Here is a 14,605-nt window from a genome sequence, read left to right on the forward strand (position 1 = left end):
GTTGATCGCTCGGGTGACCATCGAGGCGGCGCCCTTGCCGGAACCGGTCTTGCCCGCGCGTAACCTCATCCCCGCGATGACCGGGGCGGCGAGGTCGGTGCTGATCGTCGCGACCAACGGTGAAAGTCCTTTGCGGAGAACCTGTTTGCCCGCGATCTTGGTGTGACCGTAGGACGCGCCTTGTTTCTGGTGCCCATAGACCGGGCGCAGCAACGAGTCGATATCGACGAAACACCGCATCTGCTTGCCGGGCAACAGATCAACCCGATCGACCAAGGCGCACAGGTGCTCACTCAGCACCGACTCCAACTGCTTACTGTGTCCGAAGGTGAACTCCCGCAACAATGTTCCCACTGTCGAGGGCGCATACACCCCGCCGAACAGGTTCTTGCCGCCGCCGCTGCGCAACAGATCGATGTCGTCGATGCTGTCCGCGCCGACGCACATTCCCGCGATCAGAGTGGACAGCTTCGGGCCTGGATTCGCCGATCCGGACTTGATCCGCGGCGCGGTGATCGCGACCTTGTCGGCCAACATGCTGGTCAGGCCGGTTTGCTCGGCCAACGTCATCACCGGCACCAACCCGGCCACCGACACCAGGTTGTCGTCATCGAAGCGTGCCGAGTCCTCGGCGAACGTGTGGAACAATCGCACTGAAAGTGTCTTTCCGAACTGGATCTGATTGTTGCGTGAAGAACACCAATCATTCCAGGTCAGAGGACACTTTCGCTATTCCACCGCCCTTTCGATTCTCGATTACCTCGGTGGATCGAGGCTTATTGAGGCTTCCGCATTGCTGAAATATTGTGGTGGTGGAAGGTGCTGTGCGGCTGACAGATTCCCTGGTACTCCAGCAGGACTTCGTGATCATGGTGTGAGTCGGGATCGTCGCTGGTAGTGGCTGCGGCGGGCGCGGTATTGATGTCGGCGTCGCCAGTGCGACCAGCGCATCCGGTGGCCGACGGTGCAGGCCGGTGTGAGAACCAGCGTGGTGAACAGATGCCGGATTTCGTTGCGGGTCAAGGCAATCAGGTCAGCGGGGCTTGTGTCGGCGTGGTGGGCGATGGCGAGGACTGTGAGGAAGGCGTGGGCGAGCATGGACAGCAGGGTCCAGCGGTGCCACGAGCGCCAGCTTCGTACCTGGTGCTGATCGAGTCCGGTCAGGGTCTTGGCGGTTTGGAAATTCTCCTCTGTCGACCAGCGGCGACCGGCCACTTTCACCAGCCGCGCCAACGCCACCAGCTCGGTATTCCAGCAGCGGTAGTAGGCCAGTTCCCCGGTGCGCTGGTTGCGGCGGACTACCAGCCAGCGATGTCCGGGGACGGCGTCATCGTCATCGGCGTCGATCTCGATCCAGGCCCAGTCATAGACGCGGGAGCCTTTGGCCCCATCACCGGCCCAGAGCGGCTGCCACGCTCCTTTCGGCAAGCCTTTCGCGAGAACGTCGGCGCGGACGCGGCCGGTCGCTGTGGTGACACGGTGATCGCAGGCGACGGCGAAAACATAACCGGTGTCACGGGATTCGAGGGCTGCGCGCAATTTCGGATCGCCGCCGTAGACCTCGTCGCCGGTCACCCACGACGCGGGGACACCGGCGTCGAGAGCACCGATTATCAGCCGCTTCGCGAGAGCGGGTTTGGTGGCGAAGCGCGCCTGGGCCGGGACGCCCGCCTGCCGGCAGCGGTCCGGGTCGGTGGTCCACGATTTCGGCAGGTAGAGGGCGCGATCGAGAAAGGCGTGCCCGACTGTCGTGGCGTAGGTGAGATACACCGCGACCTGACTGTTTTCGATCCGGCCGGCAGTGCCGGTGTATTGACGCTGGACCCCGACGGTGTGCACGCCCTTCTTCAGGTCGCCGGTTTCATCGACCACGAGTGTTGCGTCGGTGTCGCCCAAATGCTCGACCACAAAGCCGCGCAGGTCATCTCGAAGCCCATCCTCATCGACCACCGCCGACGCGAGCAGATGTTGCATCGCGTCCGGCGACCGATCGCCGGCGTGCTCGGCGAGTGTCCAGCAGTTCTTGCTCGGCAGCTCCGACATCATCGCGGCCAGCATCCTTGCGGCGGTGCGGCGAGTCTCCACCCGCGCGAACCGCGCCCGATCGTGCCGGTGAACTCGTCGAACTGTCGCCGCCACAGGCCAGCGGCTACGCTGTCGAGCGCGGCCACCGCCAATTCAGTTGTGTCCCACACAAACACAACATGATCACGCGGTGGCCGCTCCACTCCCAACACCCTGACCAGCAGCATCATCGATCACGAAGTCTGGCTGGAGTACTAGGCCGCTCAAGCCCCAGGGCCGACCGATACGCACAGACTGTGCATTCATGGAACGCACTATTCTGCCGCATACCGCGCTGACCGAACCGGCCAGCGCAAGGTGCCGGCGCCTGGAACCTGTTGCGGTGCAGAACGTCCGCTACTACCGATTACGTGGTGTTGTCGGGCTCGGGGCCGGACATCACCAGGAGACTGTGAATATCCGCGAGGACCTCGAGCAGGTGGGGGTCCTCGTAACGATCAAAGGCCGCGATGACCGCGCACAGCGCCGGTCCCTCGTTGAGCCAGACGACCAGTTCGCGGTAAGTCGGCAACTCCCGGTTCCAGAAGGCGTTGCGCGGAAGCAGAAGTCCGTCCTTCTGTCGGCAACCCCACATGGCGAACTCGTACAGTCGGCAGATCGTGGTCTCGCAGTCGAGGTCGGCCCAACGCGACAGCCGAGGTGCAATCGTGTTCTCGGCCAAACCCAATGCGCACAACAGAGTCTCGACCGACTCACGCGAAGAGTCGCGGGTCAGCAGATCATGCCAGAGGGCATCGAAGACGGCACCGATGGCCTCGGCCTGCGGCCAGGATTGCCAACCAGCCTCGCGGAGTTTGTCGTAGAACACTTCGATGTCGGGCATTCGGCTGTCGTCGCTGTGCAGCAGTTGCAGAATGCGTCCGGTCAAGTAGTGCAGATCAGCTTCGGAGCCAACGGTGTTCAACACGCTGAAGGCATAGGCTCCCAGTTCGGTCCCGGTCAGCTGATGACGCGGGCGTGTCAGGAGGGGAGCATAGTCGTGCGCGTTCTTGCAGTGCTGGCAGCAGTCGACCGCGACGGGCGGCCCAACTGAGCCGAAGGCTTCGTCGAGTGCTTCCAGCGTCGGCGCGAGTCCAGGATCCGGTTGATCGGACTCGGTCTCGAATGGCCCACCGCGCGAGCCGCACGACAGCCGCTTCTCCGCCTCCATGCCGCGCAGTATGCCAAGGTCGCCCACAGCACGACTACTCAATTGTTCAGCGCTCCGAGAACGTCTCGTCAATACACTCTCGTAGCCGATGAGCGTGTACCAGCGAACCCAATAGTCTTGTGCCCATGTCGAAACCTGCGACGTGGCGGGTAGCCGCTACCTCGTGGTCTTGGCGAGGGTGCCGCTGACGTAGAGCATGTCGCCCAAGCGGATGTCGTCGTCCTTCAGTGGTGGAAGGTTGTTGGCGGCGAGCAGGTCTCGGACGCTGATTTCGTTCAGTGCCCAGCCGCGGTCGGTCAGGTAGGGAGCGGCTTCATTGCGTTCACCGAAATACCGCAGCCTGGCCATATCGGGATCGAAACCCTGCGTACGCCAGCGGTCGGAGATGCCGTGCAGGTGTTCTCTCGTCTTGTCCTCCTGGCCCGGTTGCGGGTTGGGCCTGCTCTCGGTGGCCACCCGGCTTCCGGGTGCGCTGAGGTTGGTGATGGTGTCCAGCAGGCGGTCCTGCGCCTCGGGCGGCAGGTAGCCCAGCAGTCCTTCGGCGCTCCATGCGGTCGGGCGGGCCGGGTCGAATCCGGCGGTGCGCAATACGGTGGGCCAATCCTCACGTAGATCGACCGCGGCCACTCGGCGGTCGGCGGTGGGCACAGCACCCAGCTCGGCCAGTGTGCGGGTCTTGAATTCGATGACTTGCGGCTGGTCGACCTCATACACCACGGTCCCGGCCGGCCAGGCCAGCCGGTAGGCGCGGGAATCCAGCCCCGACGCCAGGATCACGACCTGCGTGGTGCCCGCGTTCGTCGCATCACGGAAGAACTCGTCGTAAAACTTGGTCCGTACCTTGGCCACGTCGATCCATATCTGTTCGACCAAGCCGACGGGGGCCACCTCGCCGGTCGCCAACTGGGTGGCAAGCTCGACGCCAACCGCCCGCACGAGCGGTTCGGCGAACGGGTCGTCGATGAGCTGCCGATGTGTGCGGGTCGCTATCGCCCGGGCCGCCGCGGCCATGGTGGCGGTGGCGCCGACACCGGATGCCAGATCCCAGCTGTCTCCGTCGTACCTGGTCGAAGTCAAGTTCTGCCCTACCTTTCTTTGAACTGCGAGTGCATTCGGCAAGTGGCATAACGCTTTTGAAGGCTCAGGTGGATCCCCTCAACCCCGAAAACCTAACCGAGGCGCCCAGGTCGATGTGGTCGGTCGCCTCCGCGATACGTGAGAGCGCGATCCACAGATCGCCGTGTAGCGCAGGCGATTCACACGCCCACACTCGGCGGTAGCCGAGTCATTCGGCGTGGCGGGCATGGTCGGTGATCGCCGCCGATGGCGGCAGCGCGCAGTGCTGGCGCACGGCTGCTACTGCTGCGCGGCCTGCCACAGCGCCAGTGTCGCACCGCCGGGTTCGTCGATCACGACCACCGACCCTGGTGGTAGGTCGATGCGGGGCTTGATGATTCGCGCGCCGAGCGCGACCGCCTGCTGGGCTGCGGCATCCACGTCGGGTACCGGCACGTATGGGATCCATTGAGGGCGACGCGAATCGTCGTCGGCGAGCGGGGTGAATCCTCCCCAGACCCCGTCGCTGGTGCCGAGCATCGGGCCTGCGGGGGATTCGGTGATCGGCCAGCCGAACAGCTCGGAATAGAAGCGGCGCGAGGCGTCGAGGTCGGTGGTGCGGACATCGTGGAAAACGAAAACTTGGGACATGTGTCCTGACTTTAGGTCGGGTGTCCCAACTTGGCAACGGGGTGGGTAGATTGGAGCTGTGACAGCGACGAGACCAGTGATCGAGGCCAACCGGCGCGGCAAGCGCGAGCAGATCGTCGACGCGGCCAAACAGGTTCTCGCACGCGATGGTTTGGCCGCATGTACAGCGCGCTCGGTCGCGCAGGCGAGCCCGCTCACCAAGAGCGCGGTGCACTACTACTTCGACGACATCCACCAGCTCGTGGATCTCGCCATGCGTGAACATGTGACCGCGATGGTGAAGGTTCTGCGTCAGGCCGCTGACGCCGAAAACGATCCGGCCGAAAAGGTGTGGGCGGTGGTCAACGCCTACTTGACGACGTTCGCTGAGCAGCCCAACGCCGCGTTCCTGTGGTTCGAGTACTGGATCGACACCGGCCGCCATCGCTCGTACGAAACGGTCGGCGCAACCCTCGACGACATGCACACGCTGCTGAGCGAGATCACCGCCCAACTCCCCGTCGAGGATTCCGCGACAACGGCGCGCATGCTGCTGTCCTGGCTGCTGGGCACTGTTGTGCAACAGCAAGTGCAGCCGAACACGCCGACCGCTATACGCCAAGAACTGAACTCGATCCTCCGGAACGCCACCACATAGATCGACCCGTGACCGACCAACGCGACATCCTATGCCGCTGGTCGCGCCGACCGATGCAGCCAGCGCGGGGCGGTCGGCGCCCCCCTCGTACGGAGGCCCGGCACCGGATCCGCGCGGCCCGCTGGCTGGCATCGGCGAAAAGTCTCGTCACTCGGCTGACTTGCGGTGCCGTCGTCGGCGGTACATGTAGACGCCCGCCATCACGATCACGAGCAGCACAGCCCATCCAGGTGCGATGAGCGCGACCGTCGTGATCACATCCAGGCCGACGGCGATCTCGGCGATCGGGATCGCAACCAGCAACAACGCGCCAGCCCACAGACTCCCCACCGAAATCGATTGCGCGGCAGAGAAATAGGCAAGGCAAAGATATCCAGTGACACGCGAAATTGCAGTGCGCAGACACTGCGCACATCGCGCAAAGATAGACATGATCGACAGAACCATCGAAACACCCCAGGGACATGCACCACGGCAGGCATGCCGATACTCACCAGAGCAGGTGCGGGACAACACAGGTACGGAAACCAATCCGGCCGCCGCAATCCCCTCCGAGATCCTGCCGAAGAAGGTCTAGGCTGCCGCGATGCTCAGTCCTGGGGCGCGCGCTTGAACATGCCCGGCGGCATCGGGGTCACTGTGCCTGCACGAGACGGTTATCAGGGTGTCGTCACATGCATTGGTCAACGAGTAGCCCGTCGACCGTGCCGAATCACCGATCAGTGCGGCCGCGATTGCCACCGCAAGGACCACAACGGCCGCGGCCATCGCCTGTGCCGCGCTCCCGGCGGTGACCGGCAGCATGAACAGCAGGATCGAGGCAGCGAGGAACTTCAGCACCAGGGCCTGGTCGCTGAAATCTATCGGCACGCAACGAATGCTACAGAACCCACAACGTCCCACAGCTCGTGTCATCTCCGGTCTGAACGAGACCACCCGGGCGAGTGCACACACATGCCGCATGGCGCGCTGACCGAACCGCCAGCGGGGTGCAGGCAAAGATCAACTGGCCGTGCTGATTCGAGGGTGGCGACCCGGTCACGATGCTCAATGACGCCGATGCTGCCGGTAGGCAGTCAATCGGAGTTCGCCTTGCGCTCGGCCAGTCGCGTCGTGAGCTGGTCGAGCACATGATCGGGGACCAGCCCGGAGATGTCGCCACCGAGCCCCGCGACCTCTTTGATCAGCGACGAGGACAGGTGGCTGTAGTCCGGATCGGTGGCCACGAACAGCGTCTCCACATTGGACAGCCGGTGGTTCATGTGCGACATCGTGAGTTCGTATTCGTAGTCGCTCACCGCGCGCAGGCCCTTCACCATGGCGTGCGCGCCGTGTTGCACGCAGAAGTCGACGAGCAGCCCGTCGATGGCCTCGACGCGGATGTTCGGGTATTCGCCGGTGACGTTGCGGATCATGGCGATCCGCTCCTCGGCGGTGAACAGCGCGCGCTTGCCAGCGTTCCTGCCGACGCCGACGATCACCTCGTCGAACAGCGTCGCGACGCGGCCGATGATGTCGAGGTGGCCGTTGGTCACCGGGTCGAAGGAGCCCGGGCAGACCACGCGCCGGATGACCGCTTCGCCCATGATCACTTCGCTATCTTCGCCGTCGTCACTGTCCGGGTGAGGGCCCGGGAGGATCAGCCGTTTCCCTGCCCGTGATACCGAACGGCCGCGACCGGATGTCTCCGGATGCGCGGCTGTCAACGCACTATATTGCCGCATAGCGCGCTGACCGAATCGGCCAGAGCGGGGCGGTCGGAGGCCAGAACACGTTGCGGCACAGAACGTCCGCTATTGCCGAGTTCCGTGCGTTGTCCGCCCTCGGTGAGCATCTCGGTTACTCATGGGGACCGGTGCTCGCTAGTGCAAGAGCGTGTTCGATGTCTCGAGCGAGGAGGTGGTGGTTGATGGCGATGGCTGTCTTCGATCCTGCTGCCGCGGCGCTGATCAGTTGTGCCGGGGAGTCGACGACGTTGCCTGCCGCCCACACTCCTTCGACGCTGGTGAGCCCTGTCGGGTCGACCGTGACCCAGCCATCGTCGCCGACTGCGCATCCGAGGTCTGTCAGCAGTTCATCATTCGGGAGGAAGGTCGGTCCGATGAACACCGTCTGTCGTCGCACCAGTCGACCATCACCGAGTTCGATGCCGTAAATCTGACTGTCGCGGAGGATGATTCGCGTGACGACCCTGTCGTCGATGCGGATGCCGCGGGTGGTCAGTACGCGGCGTTCCTGCTCGGATAGACCGATTCCGTTCGGGAAGAAGATCACGTCGGCCGACCACTGGCGAACCAGCGATGCCTGATGGAGTGTGAACGGCCTGTTGTCCCCGCCGATGACGGCGATCGCGGTGTCGCGTACCTCGTGGCCATGGCAGTACGGGCAGTGCAGGACACCGATGCCCCACTGTTCGTGCAGTCCCGGGATCTGCGGCAACTTGTCGCGCAGACCGGTCGCGACGAGGACTGTGCGGGTCGTCAGCGTCGAGTTCTGCGCGCGCACAGCGAACCCGCCCTGCCAGGCTTCGATGCTCGTGACCCGATCATCGAGCAGCCGGGCGCCGTAACCGAGCATTTCAGCACGTCCGGCTGCGAACAACTCGGCCGGCTCGACGCCGTCGCGCGACAAGAAACCGTGAACATGCTGCGCGGGAGCGTTACGTGGTTCACCGGCATCGACGACGACCACGCCACGACAGGCTCTCGCCAGCACCGTTGCCGCGCTCAGCCCTGCGGCGCCGGCACCGATCACCACGACGTCATGTTGCATACGAGTTCCCTTCCGCCCCAACTGTCCCCGCGACGTTGTCGTCTCGACACCGCGTTAGGATCGAACCTAACCGATTGTTCACCAGTTAACAAAGAAGGGTGAGGTGGTCGTGAAGACGCTGCGAGAACGCACCATCGAGCGATGGCGCGAGCACAACCCCGCCTTGGACACCTCCCCGATGGAGCTGGTCAGTCAGATCAAACGAATCTCCGAGTTGCTCGACCACGCAGTCGAACCCGTCTACGCCGCTGCTGGGCTCAGCGCGGCCGACGTGGAATTGCTTGTGCCTCTGCGCTACGCGGGCGAGGGGATTACAGCGATCCGTCTGGCGGAGCATCTGGGTATGTCGCGGGCGGGGGTCAGCAAGACCCTCGGAAGGCTCGAACATAGGGGTCTGATCACTCGTTCACCGAATCCCGACGATCGGCGCTCGGCGCTGGTGTGTCTGACCTCTACCGGAATCGAGGCGATCGACGACGTGTTCCCACGGGAACTCGAATCCCACGCGATGCTGCTCTCCGCACTGGGCCCGGACCGAGCAGGGATCCTCCAGGCCCTACAGGACCTGGCATGCACCATGGAAACCCGGATACACCGGACCGAAAACTCAACCGAGCACACGGCAGGCTCGAGCTGATCCCGACATAGCAAACGCACTATTCTGCCGCATACCGCGCTGACCGAACCGGCCAGCGCAGGACATCGGAAGGTCAACTGGCCGTGTCGATCCGAGGCTGGCGGAACGTCCGATACCGCCGAATGGTGCTCATCCACTGAATCTGTCGACTACCGCGGAAGCTGTTCCGATCGTCCACTGTGGCGGTGGTCTCGTCGCGCTGGCATCTACAATGTAGACTTAGTCTACAACGTAGACTAAGGTGTGTTGGAGGTGCGTATGACACAGGATCGGTCAGTGCATGCGGTCGAGTCGAATGGCGCTCGGTTGTATGTGGAGTCGGCAGGGTCGGGCCCGGAGTTGGTGCTGGTGTCCGGGGGTGGCGGCGACGCGGCAATGTACGAGCACGTGGTTCCGTTGTTGACCGACCACTTCACGGTGATCACCTTCGATCGGCGCGGCAATTCGCGTAGCGAATTCACCGAATCGGATGCAGACATCGCGATAGAGACGCAGGCCGAGGACGTCGTAGCGATTCTCGATGCCTACCGGATCGACCGGGCATTGGTATTCGGCAACAGCAGCGGCGCGATCATCACCGTGGAACTGATCGCCCACCACGGCGAACGGGTGCGGGCGGCGATCGCACACGAACCGCCACTGGTGCAATTGCTGGCGGCGAATGATCCGGCGCGGCAGGAGATCACGCATATCCATCAACTGGCCGTCGACAGCGGTCCGATGCGCGGGTTCGCGGCGTTCGGGGCAATGACCGCACCGAATCTACCTGCGGCGCTGCGGTCGCGGGCCGGGCAGGCGGCGCTGGCTGCAGCAAGTTCGGCGGCGCTGGCCGTCGCGCCGGTCCTGCGCGCGGTCACCGGCAGGCCGCCGTCGCCGATGATGCGGATGCTCGGCAACACCGATCTGCTGATGCGGCGGGAACTACCCGACTTCTTCGACTACCAGCCGGATCTTGCCGCGCTGCGAACGACTTCGGTGCCATGGCGACCGGCCGTCGGCCACGCCAGCGTCGGCCGCCCATACTTCGTCGCCACCGAGGCGCTCGCCACCGCGCTCGAAACCCCCTGTGTCGAGTTCCCCGGCGGGCACACCGCCTATCAGACCCATCCCGGCGAGTTCGCGCAGCAGTTGGTGCAGACCTTCGCGGAGCTGACCCGATGACCGGCAAACGTGCCCCGCAGCGGACAGCGCGGGCCACGTTGAATCGCGATTACATTGCGGCGGTGGCCTTGTCGGTGCTCGACGAGACCGGCCTGGACGGTTTCTCGATGCGCAAACTGGCGACGGCGCTCGGCGCGGATCCGATGGCCGCCTACCGTCACGTCGCCGATCAGCAGGACTTGTTCGATGCCGTCGCGGTCCGGTTGTTCGTCGAGATGGACCTCGAAACTCTTGCATGGCAGTCCGATTGGCGCGACCTGATGTCCGGCTACGCCGACCGGCTGCGCAAGACGCTCCAGGATCATCCGCACGCGGTACCGGTGTTCGCCACCCGCCCGGTCCGCGACCGTGCCGCGATCGAGATCGGCGACCAAATGATCGCCGGACTGTGCGCGGCCGGATTCGCCCCGGTGCTCGCCTTACAGCTGGCACGTTGCGTGCGCGAATACACCATTGGGCACGTCCTGGGCTGGGCGGCGGCGGTGACCGGGCGCAGCCGTAAGCCCGCACCCGATTCTCCCGACTACACCCCGCTCGCCGCCGCCGCGGACGCCGCCGCCGACACCGACCACTTCGACATCGGCCTGGCCGCCATGCTCGACGGCTTCGCACAGCGCCTGGGATCGGCACCCACGGAGATTTAGCCCACTTTTTTTGTGGTAGAAGGAAATTGCGAAGCGGCCAGTCTTGTCCGACCGTCGCTGCGATGCCGTCCACGCCGTGACGGAAATCAAACAGCCCCAACGAAACCGGCTTCGCAAACCGTGGCCCACGCCTTCACAAACCACCGCAAGATCAGCCCACCGACCCGTGGAACCATCCTTCAGATGGCACCTACAGGCATGGAGCCCTGAATGGCTCGACGCCGTCAAGTCGATCATCACGGATCTGCTGCAAGGCCACAATCTCGGCTCACTCGACTACTCCATCTGCGAAGACCTCACGAGCCCGCCACTCGGCCGGGCCAACACGCCCGCTGGCACACTCAGCTGGTTCATCTACATCCGCGGCAACAATCTCGAGGTCCACGACGGCTCCATCGACGACGCCGAGATCCGCATAGTCGCCGACTATGCGACGCACCGCGAGCTCTCGCGGCTCCGGTTTCATCGCCCGCGGTGTAGCGAAGTCGCTGCAGGGATAAGGGGATAACGCACTTCCTCACGCCACGGGGTTATGCTGGCGGACCGCCCTCACCCGACCTCGGGCAAAGTCGTAGTGGGATCGCCAACCAGCCCCGGAAAACCATTCCCGCGGATCAGCTCGGTCCTCCCATGGACAGACCAGACTCGCCAGATCGAGTCCGGTCGCCAAGGGACGTGCTGCGAACGCCCTATCATGCCGCATACCGTGCGGTGGAAAACGGTTCGAAGACTGCGATGTGTGTGATTTAGCATCGCCTGGTGGTGGATACGGTGAACCGGCGGTGGATTTTGCGGAGGCGGCCCGAGGGCGCGTTGCGGGATGGGGATTTCGAGCTCAGGAGCGTTCCGGTTCCGGTTCCTGGGCCGGGGGAAGCCTTGATCAGGGTGCATCGGCTGGGTATTGATCCCACGCAGCGCGGTTGGCTCAACGATGCGGACAACTACATTGATGCGGTCGAAGTCGGCACCGTGATGCGGGGTAGCGGGGTGGGGCAGGTGGTGCGCTCGAACACCCCGAGCTATCCGGTGGGCAGCTGGGTCGCCGGTATGGTCGGCTGGCAGGATTATGCCGTCGCGTCCGAAGGTGGATTGTTCGGGCTGAACGTGGTGCCCGACGGTGTACCCCCCACGCTGATGCTGAGCCTGTTCGGAGCGCCCGGCTTGACCGCGTACTTCGGCATGACGGATATCGGCCGGCCCGAGCCCGGCCAGACGGTGCTGGTGTCGGCTGCGGCCGGTGTGACCGGATCGATTGCGGGCCAGATAGCGAAAGCCTTGGGCTGCACTGTCATCGGCACCGCAGGCGGTCCGGGCAAGTGCTCCTGGATCACTGATCGTGCGGGCCTGCATGCCGCCATCGACTACAAACATGATGACATCGACGCCTGTTTGACCCGCCTGGCCCCGGACGGTGTCGATGTCTTCTTCGATGGTGTCGGCGGCCGTGTCCTGGAGCATGGTCTGGCGCACCTGGCGCCCCGTGCTCGTGTTGTTCTGGCCGGCGCAATCTCTTCCGGGTATCAAGGTGCGGATCCAGAGTGCGGGCCGCGGAACTACATGCAGCTGGCCATGCGCCGAGCACGCATGGAAGGGTTCATCTTTCTCGACTACCTCGACCGTTTTCCGGAGGCGTTCGCGGCGTTGCGAGACTGGCACGACAGGGGCAAGCTCACCATCGCCGAAACCGTAAGCAGCGGCTTGGAATCCGCGCCGAGTGCACTGCGCGCTGTCTTCGAGGGCGGCAATCTCGGTAAGCAGTTGGTCGACATCGTGGAGTCGTGAAACCCACCGACCACCAAGGGCTGCCAGAGATACAGGCCGTATGAAAGACCCTTCCTGTCAGACTCGTATGAGACCAATTGGTCTGTATGTTCCTTGTAGGTGATGTAGGGCGAGTTCAGGGATATAGAGCAAGGTGACGATGGGTGCGGCCGATCTGCCCGCCGAGGACGGCGCGGCAGTGAAGCGGTCGAAGAGGGGTGAGTCGGCGCGGCCGAAGCGGCGCAGGTTCACGCCGGAGTACAAGTTGGCGATCGTGGCCGAGTACGACGGGTTGACCGAGCCGGGGGCGCGCGGGGCGCTGTTGCGGCGGGAGGGTTTGTATCACTCGCACGTGATCGAGTGGCGTCGCGCCCGGGATGCGGGCGCGTTGGATGCGTTGGCGGCCAAGCCAACTGGCCCCAAGCCGACCAAGACGGCGGCCGAGCGGGAGAACGAGCGGTTGGCGGCGAAGCTGGCGCGGATGGAAGAAGAGTTGGCGCGCAAGGACAAAGCCCTGGCGGTCCTGGGAAAAGCTGTCGAGCTCTTGGAAATGCTCTCCGAGAGCGCGGATTCCGTGGGCAAGCAACCGAAGTGATCGATGAGGTGACCGGTGAGCTGGAGCCGTTGTGTGGCACCCGGGCAGCGTGCGCGCTGACCGGCAAGTCACGCGCCACCCTGCACCGGCACCGCCACCCGCAACCGCCCCGCCACGGTCCGCGGCGGCCGGTGGTGCATCCGGCCGCGCTGTCGAGTACCGAGCGGGCCGCGGTGCTGACCGAGTTGCGCAGCGACCGGTTCGTGGACAAATCGCCGGCGCAGGTGTGGGCGATCCTGCTCGATGAGGGCCGGTATCTGTGTTCGATCTCGACGATGTATCGGCTGCTGCGCGGCCACGGTGAGGTGCGCGAACGCCGCCGGCAGGCCAGCCACCCGCCACGGACGAAACCGGAGCTGGTTGCGACCGGCCCGAATCAGGTATGGAGTTGGGACGCAACGAAATTGGCCGGGCCGTTCAAAGGCAAGTACTACACACTGCTGGTGATGCTGGACATCTTCTCCCGCAAGGCCGTTGCCTGGAAGGTCATCCCCGCCGAATCCCAGTGGATCGCCAAGCAATTCCAGCTCGACGCCATCGCGGCGAACAACGGCATCATCCCGGACTACATCCACGCCGACAACGGCGGCCCGATGACCAGCAAACCGGTCGCCGAGCTGCTGGTCGACCTGCACATCACCCGCTCGCACTCACGGCCACACGTGTCCAATGACAATCCCTACAGCGAGGCGAATTTCAAGACCCTGAAGTACTGCCCGGCGTTTCCGGGCCGCTTCGCCTCGATCCGCGAGGCCGACCGGTTCTGCCAGGCGTTCTTCACCCACTACAACAACCACCACCGCCACTCCGGGATCGGATTACACACTCCCGCAACGGTTCACGACGGCACCGCCCACCAAATACGGGCCGAACGCCGCAAGGTCCTCACCGCCGCCTACGCCGCCAACCCCGGACGTTTCCGACGGCCACCGAACCCACCGAAACTGCCGACATCGGCCTGGATCAACGAACCCCCGAAGGAGAACATCAACACAGAATTCGTGGCCTGACCGGTCTCATCTGGTTTGACAGCTTCCGAGATCAACCGGACGTCACGGTCTGACTGTTCGCTCATGGCGAGGCGGGTGCACGGTGTCTCGTCAACGAACGAAGGTCTGCGGACATGCCCCGCCGGAGGATCGCATCGGGTGCGACTTGCTCGCAGCTGATGCGCGTCGATGAAGCTCGGTACACGGCAATTCTCCCGCCTCGGAGAGCGCTCGCACTGCCCGCAACCGCACCGGATCGGCCAGCGCGGCAAGGATTTTCGATAGCCGCCCTGGCTGCGAGCCTTGCCAGGTGATCTATCGGTGGCGACGCCTCTTTGGACCCAAACGTCACGACCGATAGCGCCCTCAGCTGTGGTAACTCCGATATCTGCCCGATTTTCGGCGAGTACTACGGCGACCCCCCAGATAGCGAGGACCTCGAACACCGACACCCCACTGCTGACCAA

At 64.2% G+C, this 14,605-nt stretch carries 16 protein-coding genes and 1 pseudogene; 8 read left to right on the top strand and 9 right to left on the bottom strand.

All coding sequences use genetic code 11. From position 1 onward, the window contains the following. From ACIRRA_RS25800 to ACIRRA_RS25820, 5 genes and pseudogenes are all read right to left on the bottom strand, one after another. Positions 1–654, bottom strand: a pseudogene (locus ACIRRA_RS25800) (IS1380 family transposase); the annotation flags it as partial. A gap of 213 nt (positions 655–867) precedes the next feature. Next, positions 868–2,058 carry an IS701 family transposase gene (locus tag ACIRRA_RS25805; RefSeq protein WP_402773326.1) on the bottom strand — a complete coding sequence of 397 codons (1,191 nt, stop codon included), beginning with the start codon at positions 2,056–2,058 and terminating at the stop codon, positions 868–870. 373 nt (positions 2,059–2,431) lie between these two features. Next, positions 2,432–3,235, bottom strand: a complete 804-nt coding sequence (locus ACIRRA_RS25810; RefSeq protein WP_402772884.1) for a hypothetical protein — start codon at positions 3,233–3,235, stop codon at positions 2,432–2,434. Positions 3,236–3,391: 156 nt separating this feature from the next. Then, entirely contained in the window at positions 3,392–4,312 is a 921-nt protein-coding gene (locus ACIRRA_RS25815) for an SAM-dependent methyltransferase (protein ID WP_402772887.1), read from the bottom strand. 279 nt (positions 4,313–4,591) lie between these two features. Beyond that, entirely contained in the window at positions 4,592–4,942 is a 351-nt protein-coding gene (locus ACIRRA_RS25820; RefSeq protein WP_402772890.1) for a VOC family protein, read from the bottom strand. A gap of 58 nt (positions 4,943–5,000) precedes the next feature. On the opposite strand from ACIRRA_RS25820, the gene ACIRRA_RS25825 reads away from it, so the two are divergent. Next, on the top strand, positions 5,001–5,579 hold the full coding sequence (locus tag ACIRRA_RS25825; RefSeq protein ID WP_402772893.1) for a TetR/AcrR family transcriptional regulator: 579 nt from the start codon (positions 5,001–5,003) through the stop codon (positions 5,577–5,579). A gap of 147 nt (positions 5,580–5,726) precedes the next feature. On the opposite strand, the gene ACIRRA_RS25830 is transcribed toward ACIRRA_RS25825, so the two are convergent. The 4 genes from ACIRRA_RS25830 to ACIRRA_RS25845 all read right to left on the bottom strand — a co-directional run bounded on the left by ACIRRA_RS25830 (position 5,727) and on the right by ACIRRA_RS25845 (position 8,336). Then, entirely contained in the window at positions 5,727–6,026 is a 300-nt protein-coding gene (locus tag ACIRRA_RS25830; protein WP_402772896.1) for a hypothetical protein, read from the bottom strand. Positions 6,027–6,152: 126 nt separating this feature from the next. Then, complete coding sequence (locus ACIRRA_RS25835) at positions 6,153–6,449, bottom strand: DUF6412 domain-containing protein (protein WP_402772899.1); 297 nt, start codon at positions 6,447–6,449, stop codon at positions 6,153–6,155. A 206-nt stretch (positions 6,450–6,655) separates the two neighbouring features. Then, positions 6,656–7,150: a pantetheine-phosphate adenylyltransferase gene (gene coaD / locus ACIRRA_RS25840; RefSeq protein WP_402773328.1), complete on the bottom strand. Its 495-nt coding sequence runs from the start codon at positions 7,148–7,150 to the stop codon at positions 6,656–6,658. Between the two features lie 268 nt (positions 7,151–7,418). Further along, positions 7,419–8,336 carry an NAD(P)/FAD-dependent oxidoreductase gene (locus tag ACIRRA_RS25845; RefSeq protein WP_402772901.1) on the bottom strand — a complete coding sequence of 306 codons (918 nt, stop codon included), beginning with the start codon at positions 8,334–8,336 and terminating at the stop codon, positions 7,419–7,421. 124 nt (positions 8,337–8,460) lie between these two features. Here ACIRRA_RS25845 and ACIRRA_RS25850 point away from each other — a divergent pair, with 124 nt between their 5' ends. The 7 genes from ACIRRA_RS25850 (at position 8,461) to ACIRRA_RS25880 (ending at position 14,159) form a co-directional block, all read left to right on the top strand. Next, positions 8,461–8,988, top strand: a complete 528-nt coding sequence (locus ACIRRA_RS25850; RefSeq protein ID WP_402772903.1) for a MarR family winged helix-turn-helix transcriptional regulator — start codon at positions 8,461–8,463, stop codon at positions 8,986–8,988. 258 nt (positions 8,989–9,246) lie between these two features. Further along, positions 9,247–10,149 carry an alpha/beta fold hydrolase gene (locus ACIRRA_RS25855; protein ID WP_402772906.1) on the top strand — a complete coding sequence of 301 codons (903 nt, stop codon included), beginning with the start codon at positions 9,247–9,249 and terminating at the stop codon, positions 10,147–10,149. Continuing rightward, positions 10,146–10,793 carry a TetR/AcrR family transcriptional regulator C-terminal domain-containing protein gene (locus tag ACIRRA_RS25860; RefSeq protein WP_402772909.1) on the top strand — a complete coding sequence of 216 codons (648 nt, stop codon included), beginning with the start codon at positions 10,146–10,148 and terminating at the stop codon, positions 10,791–10,793. The genes ACIRRA_RS25855 and ACIRRA_RS25860 overlap by 4 nt, the downstream gene beginning before the upstream one ends. A gap of 166 nt (positions 10,794–10,959) precedes the next feature. After that, entirely contained in the window at positions 10,960–11,301 is a 342-nt protein-coding gene (locus ACIRRA_RS25865) for a hypothetical protein (protein WP_402772911.1), read from the top strand. Positions 11,302–11,552: 251 nt separating this feature from the next. Next, positions 11,553–12,575: an NADP-dependent oxidoreductase gene (locus ACIRRA_RS25870; protein WP_402772914.1), complete on the top strand. Its 1,023-nt coding sequence runs from the start codon at positions 11,553–11,555 to the stop codon at positions 12,573–12,575. A 139-nt stretch (positions 12,576–12,714) separates the two neighbouring features. Next, positions 12,715–13,149: a transposase gene (locus ACIRRA_RS25875; RefSeq protein WP_402772917.1), complete on the top strand. Its 435-nt coding sequence runs from the start codon at positions 12,715–12,717 to the stop codon at positions 13,147–13,149. Then, positions 13,146–14,159: a transposase gene (locus ACIRRA_RS25880; RefSeq protein ID WP_402772920.1), complete on the top strand. Its 1,014-nt coding sequence runs from the start codon at positions 13,146–13,148 to the stop codon at positions 14,157–14,159. Before ACIRRA_RS25875 ends, ACIRRA_RS25880 begins: the two co-directional genes overlap by 4 nt. Positions 14,160–14,605 lie beyond the last annotated feature (446 nt).

Origin of the sequence: Nocardia sp. NPDC101769, assembly GCF_044766925.1 — a bacterium.
Lineage (GTDB): Bacteria > Actinomycetota > Actinomycetes > Mycobacteriales > Mycobacteriaceae > Nocardia.

Coding starts and splice junctions, on each gene's coding strand:
- ACIRRA_RS25830 (WP_402772896.1), bottom strand. CDS start 6,026: ATGGTTCTGTCGATCATGTCTATCTTTGCGCGATGTGCGCAGTGTCTG.
- ACIRRA_RS25820 (WP_402772890.1), bottom strand. CDS start 4,942: ATGTCCCAAGTTTTCGTTTTCCACGATGTCCGCACCACCGACCTCGAC.
- ACIRRA_RS25805 (WP_402773326.1), bottom strand. CDS start 2,058: ATGCTGGCCGCGATGATGTCGGAGCTGCCGAGCAAGAACTGCTGGACA.
- ACIRRA_RS25855 (WP_402772906.1), top strand. CDS start 9,247: ATGACACAGGATCGGTCAGTGCATGCGGTCGAGTCGAATGGCGCTCGG.
- ACIRRA_RS25860 (WP_402772909.1), top strand. CDS start 10,146: ATGACCGGCAAACGTGCCCCGCAGCGGACAGCGCGGGCCACGTTGAAT.
- ACIRRA_RS25875 (WP_402772917.1), top strand. CDS start 12,715: ATGGGTGCGGCCGATCTGCCCGCCGAGGACGGCGCGGCAGTGAAGCGG.
- ACIRRA_RS25810 (WP_402772884.1), bottom strand. CDS start 3,235: ATGGAGGCGGAGAAGCGGCTGTCGTGCGGCTCGCGCGGTGGGCCATTC.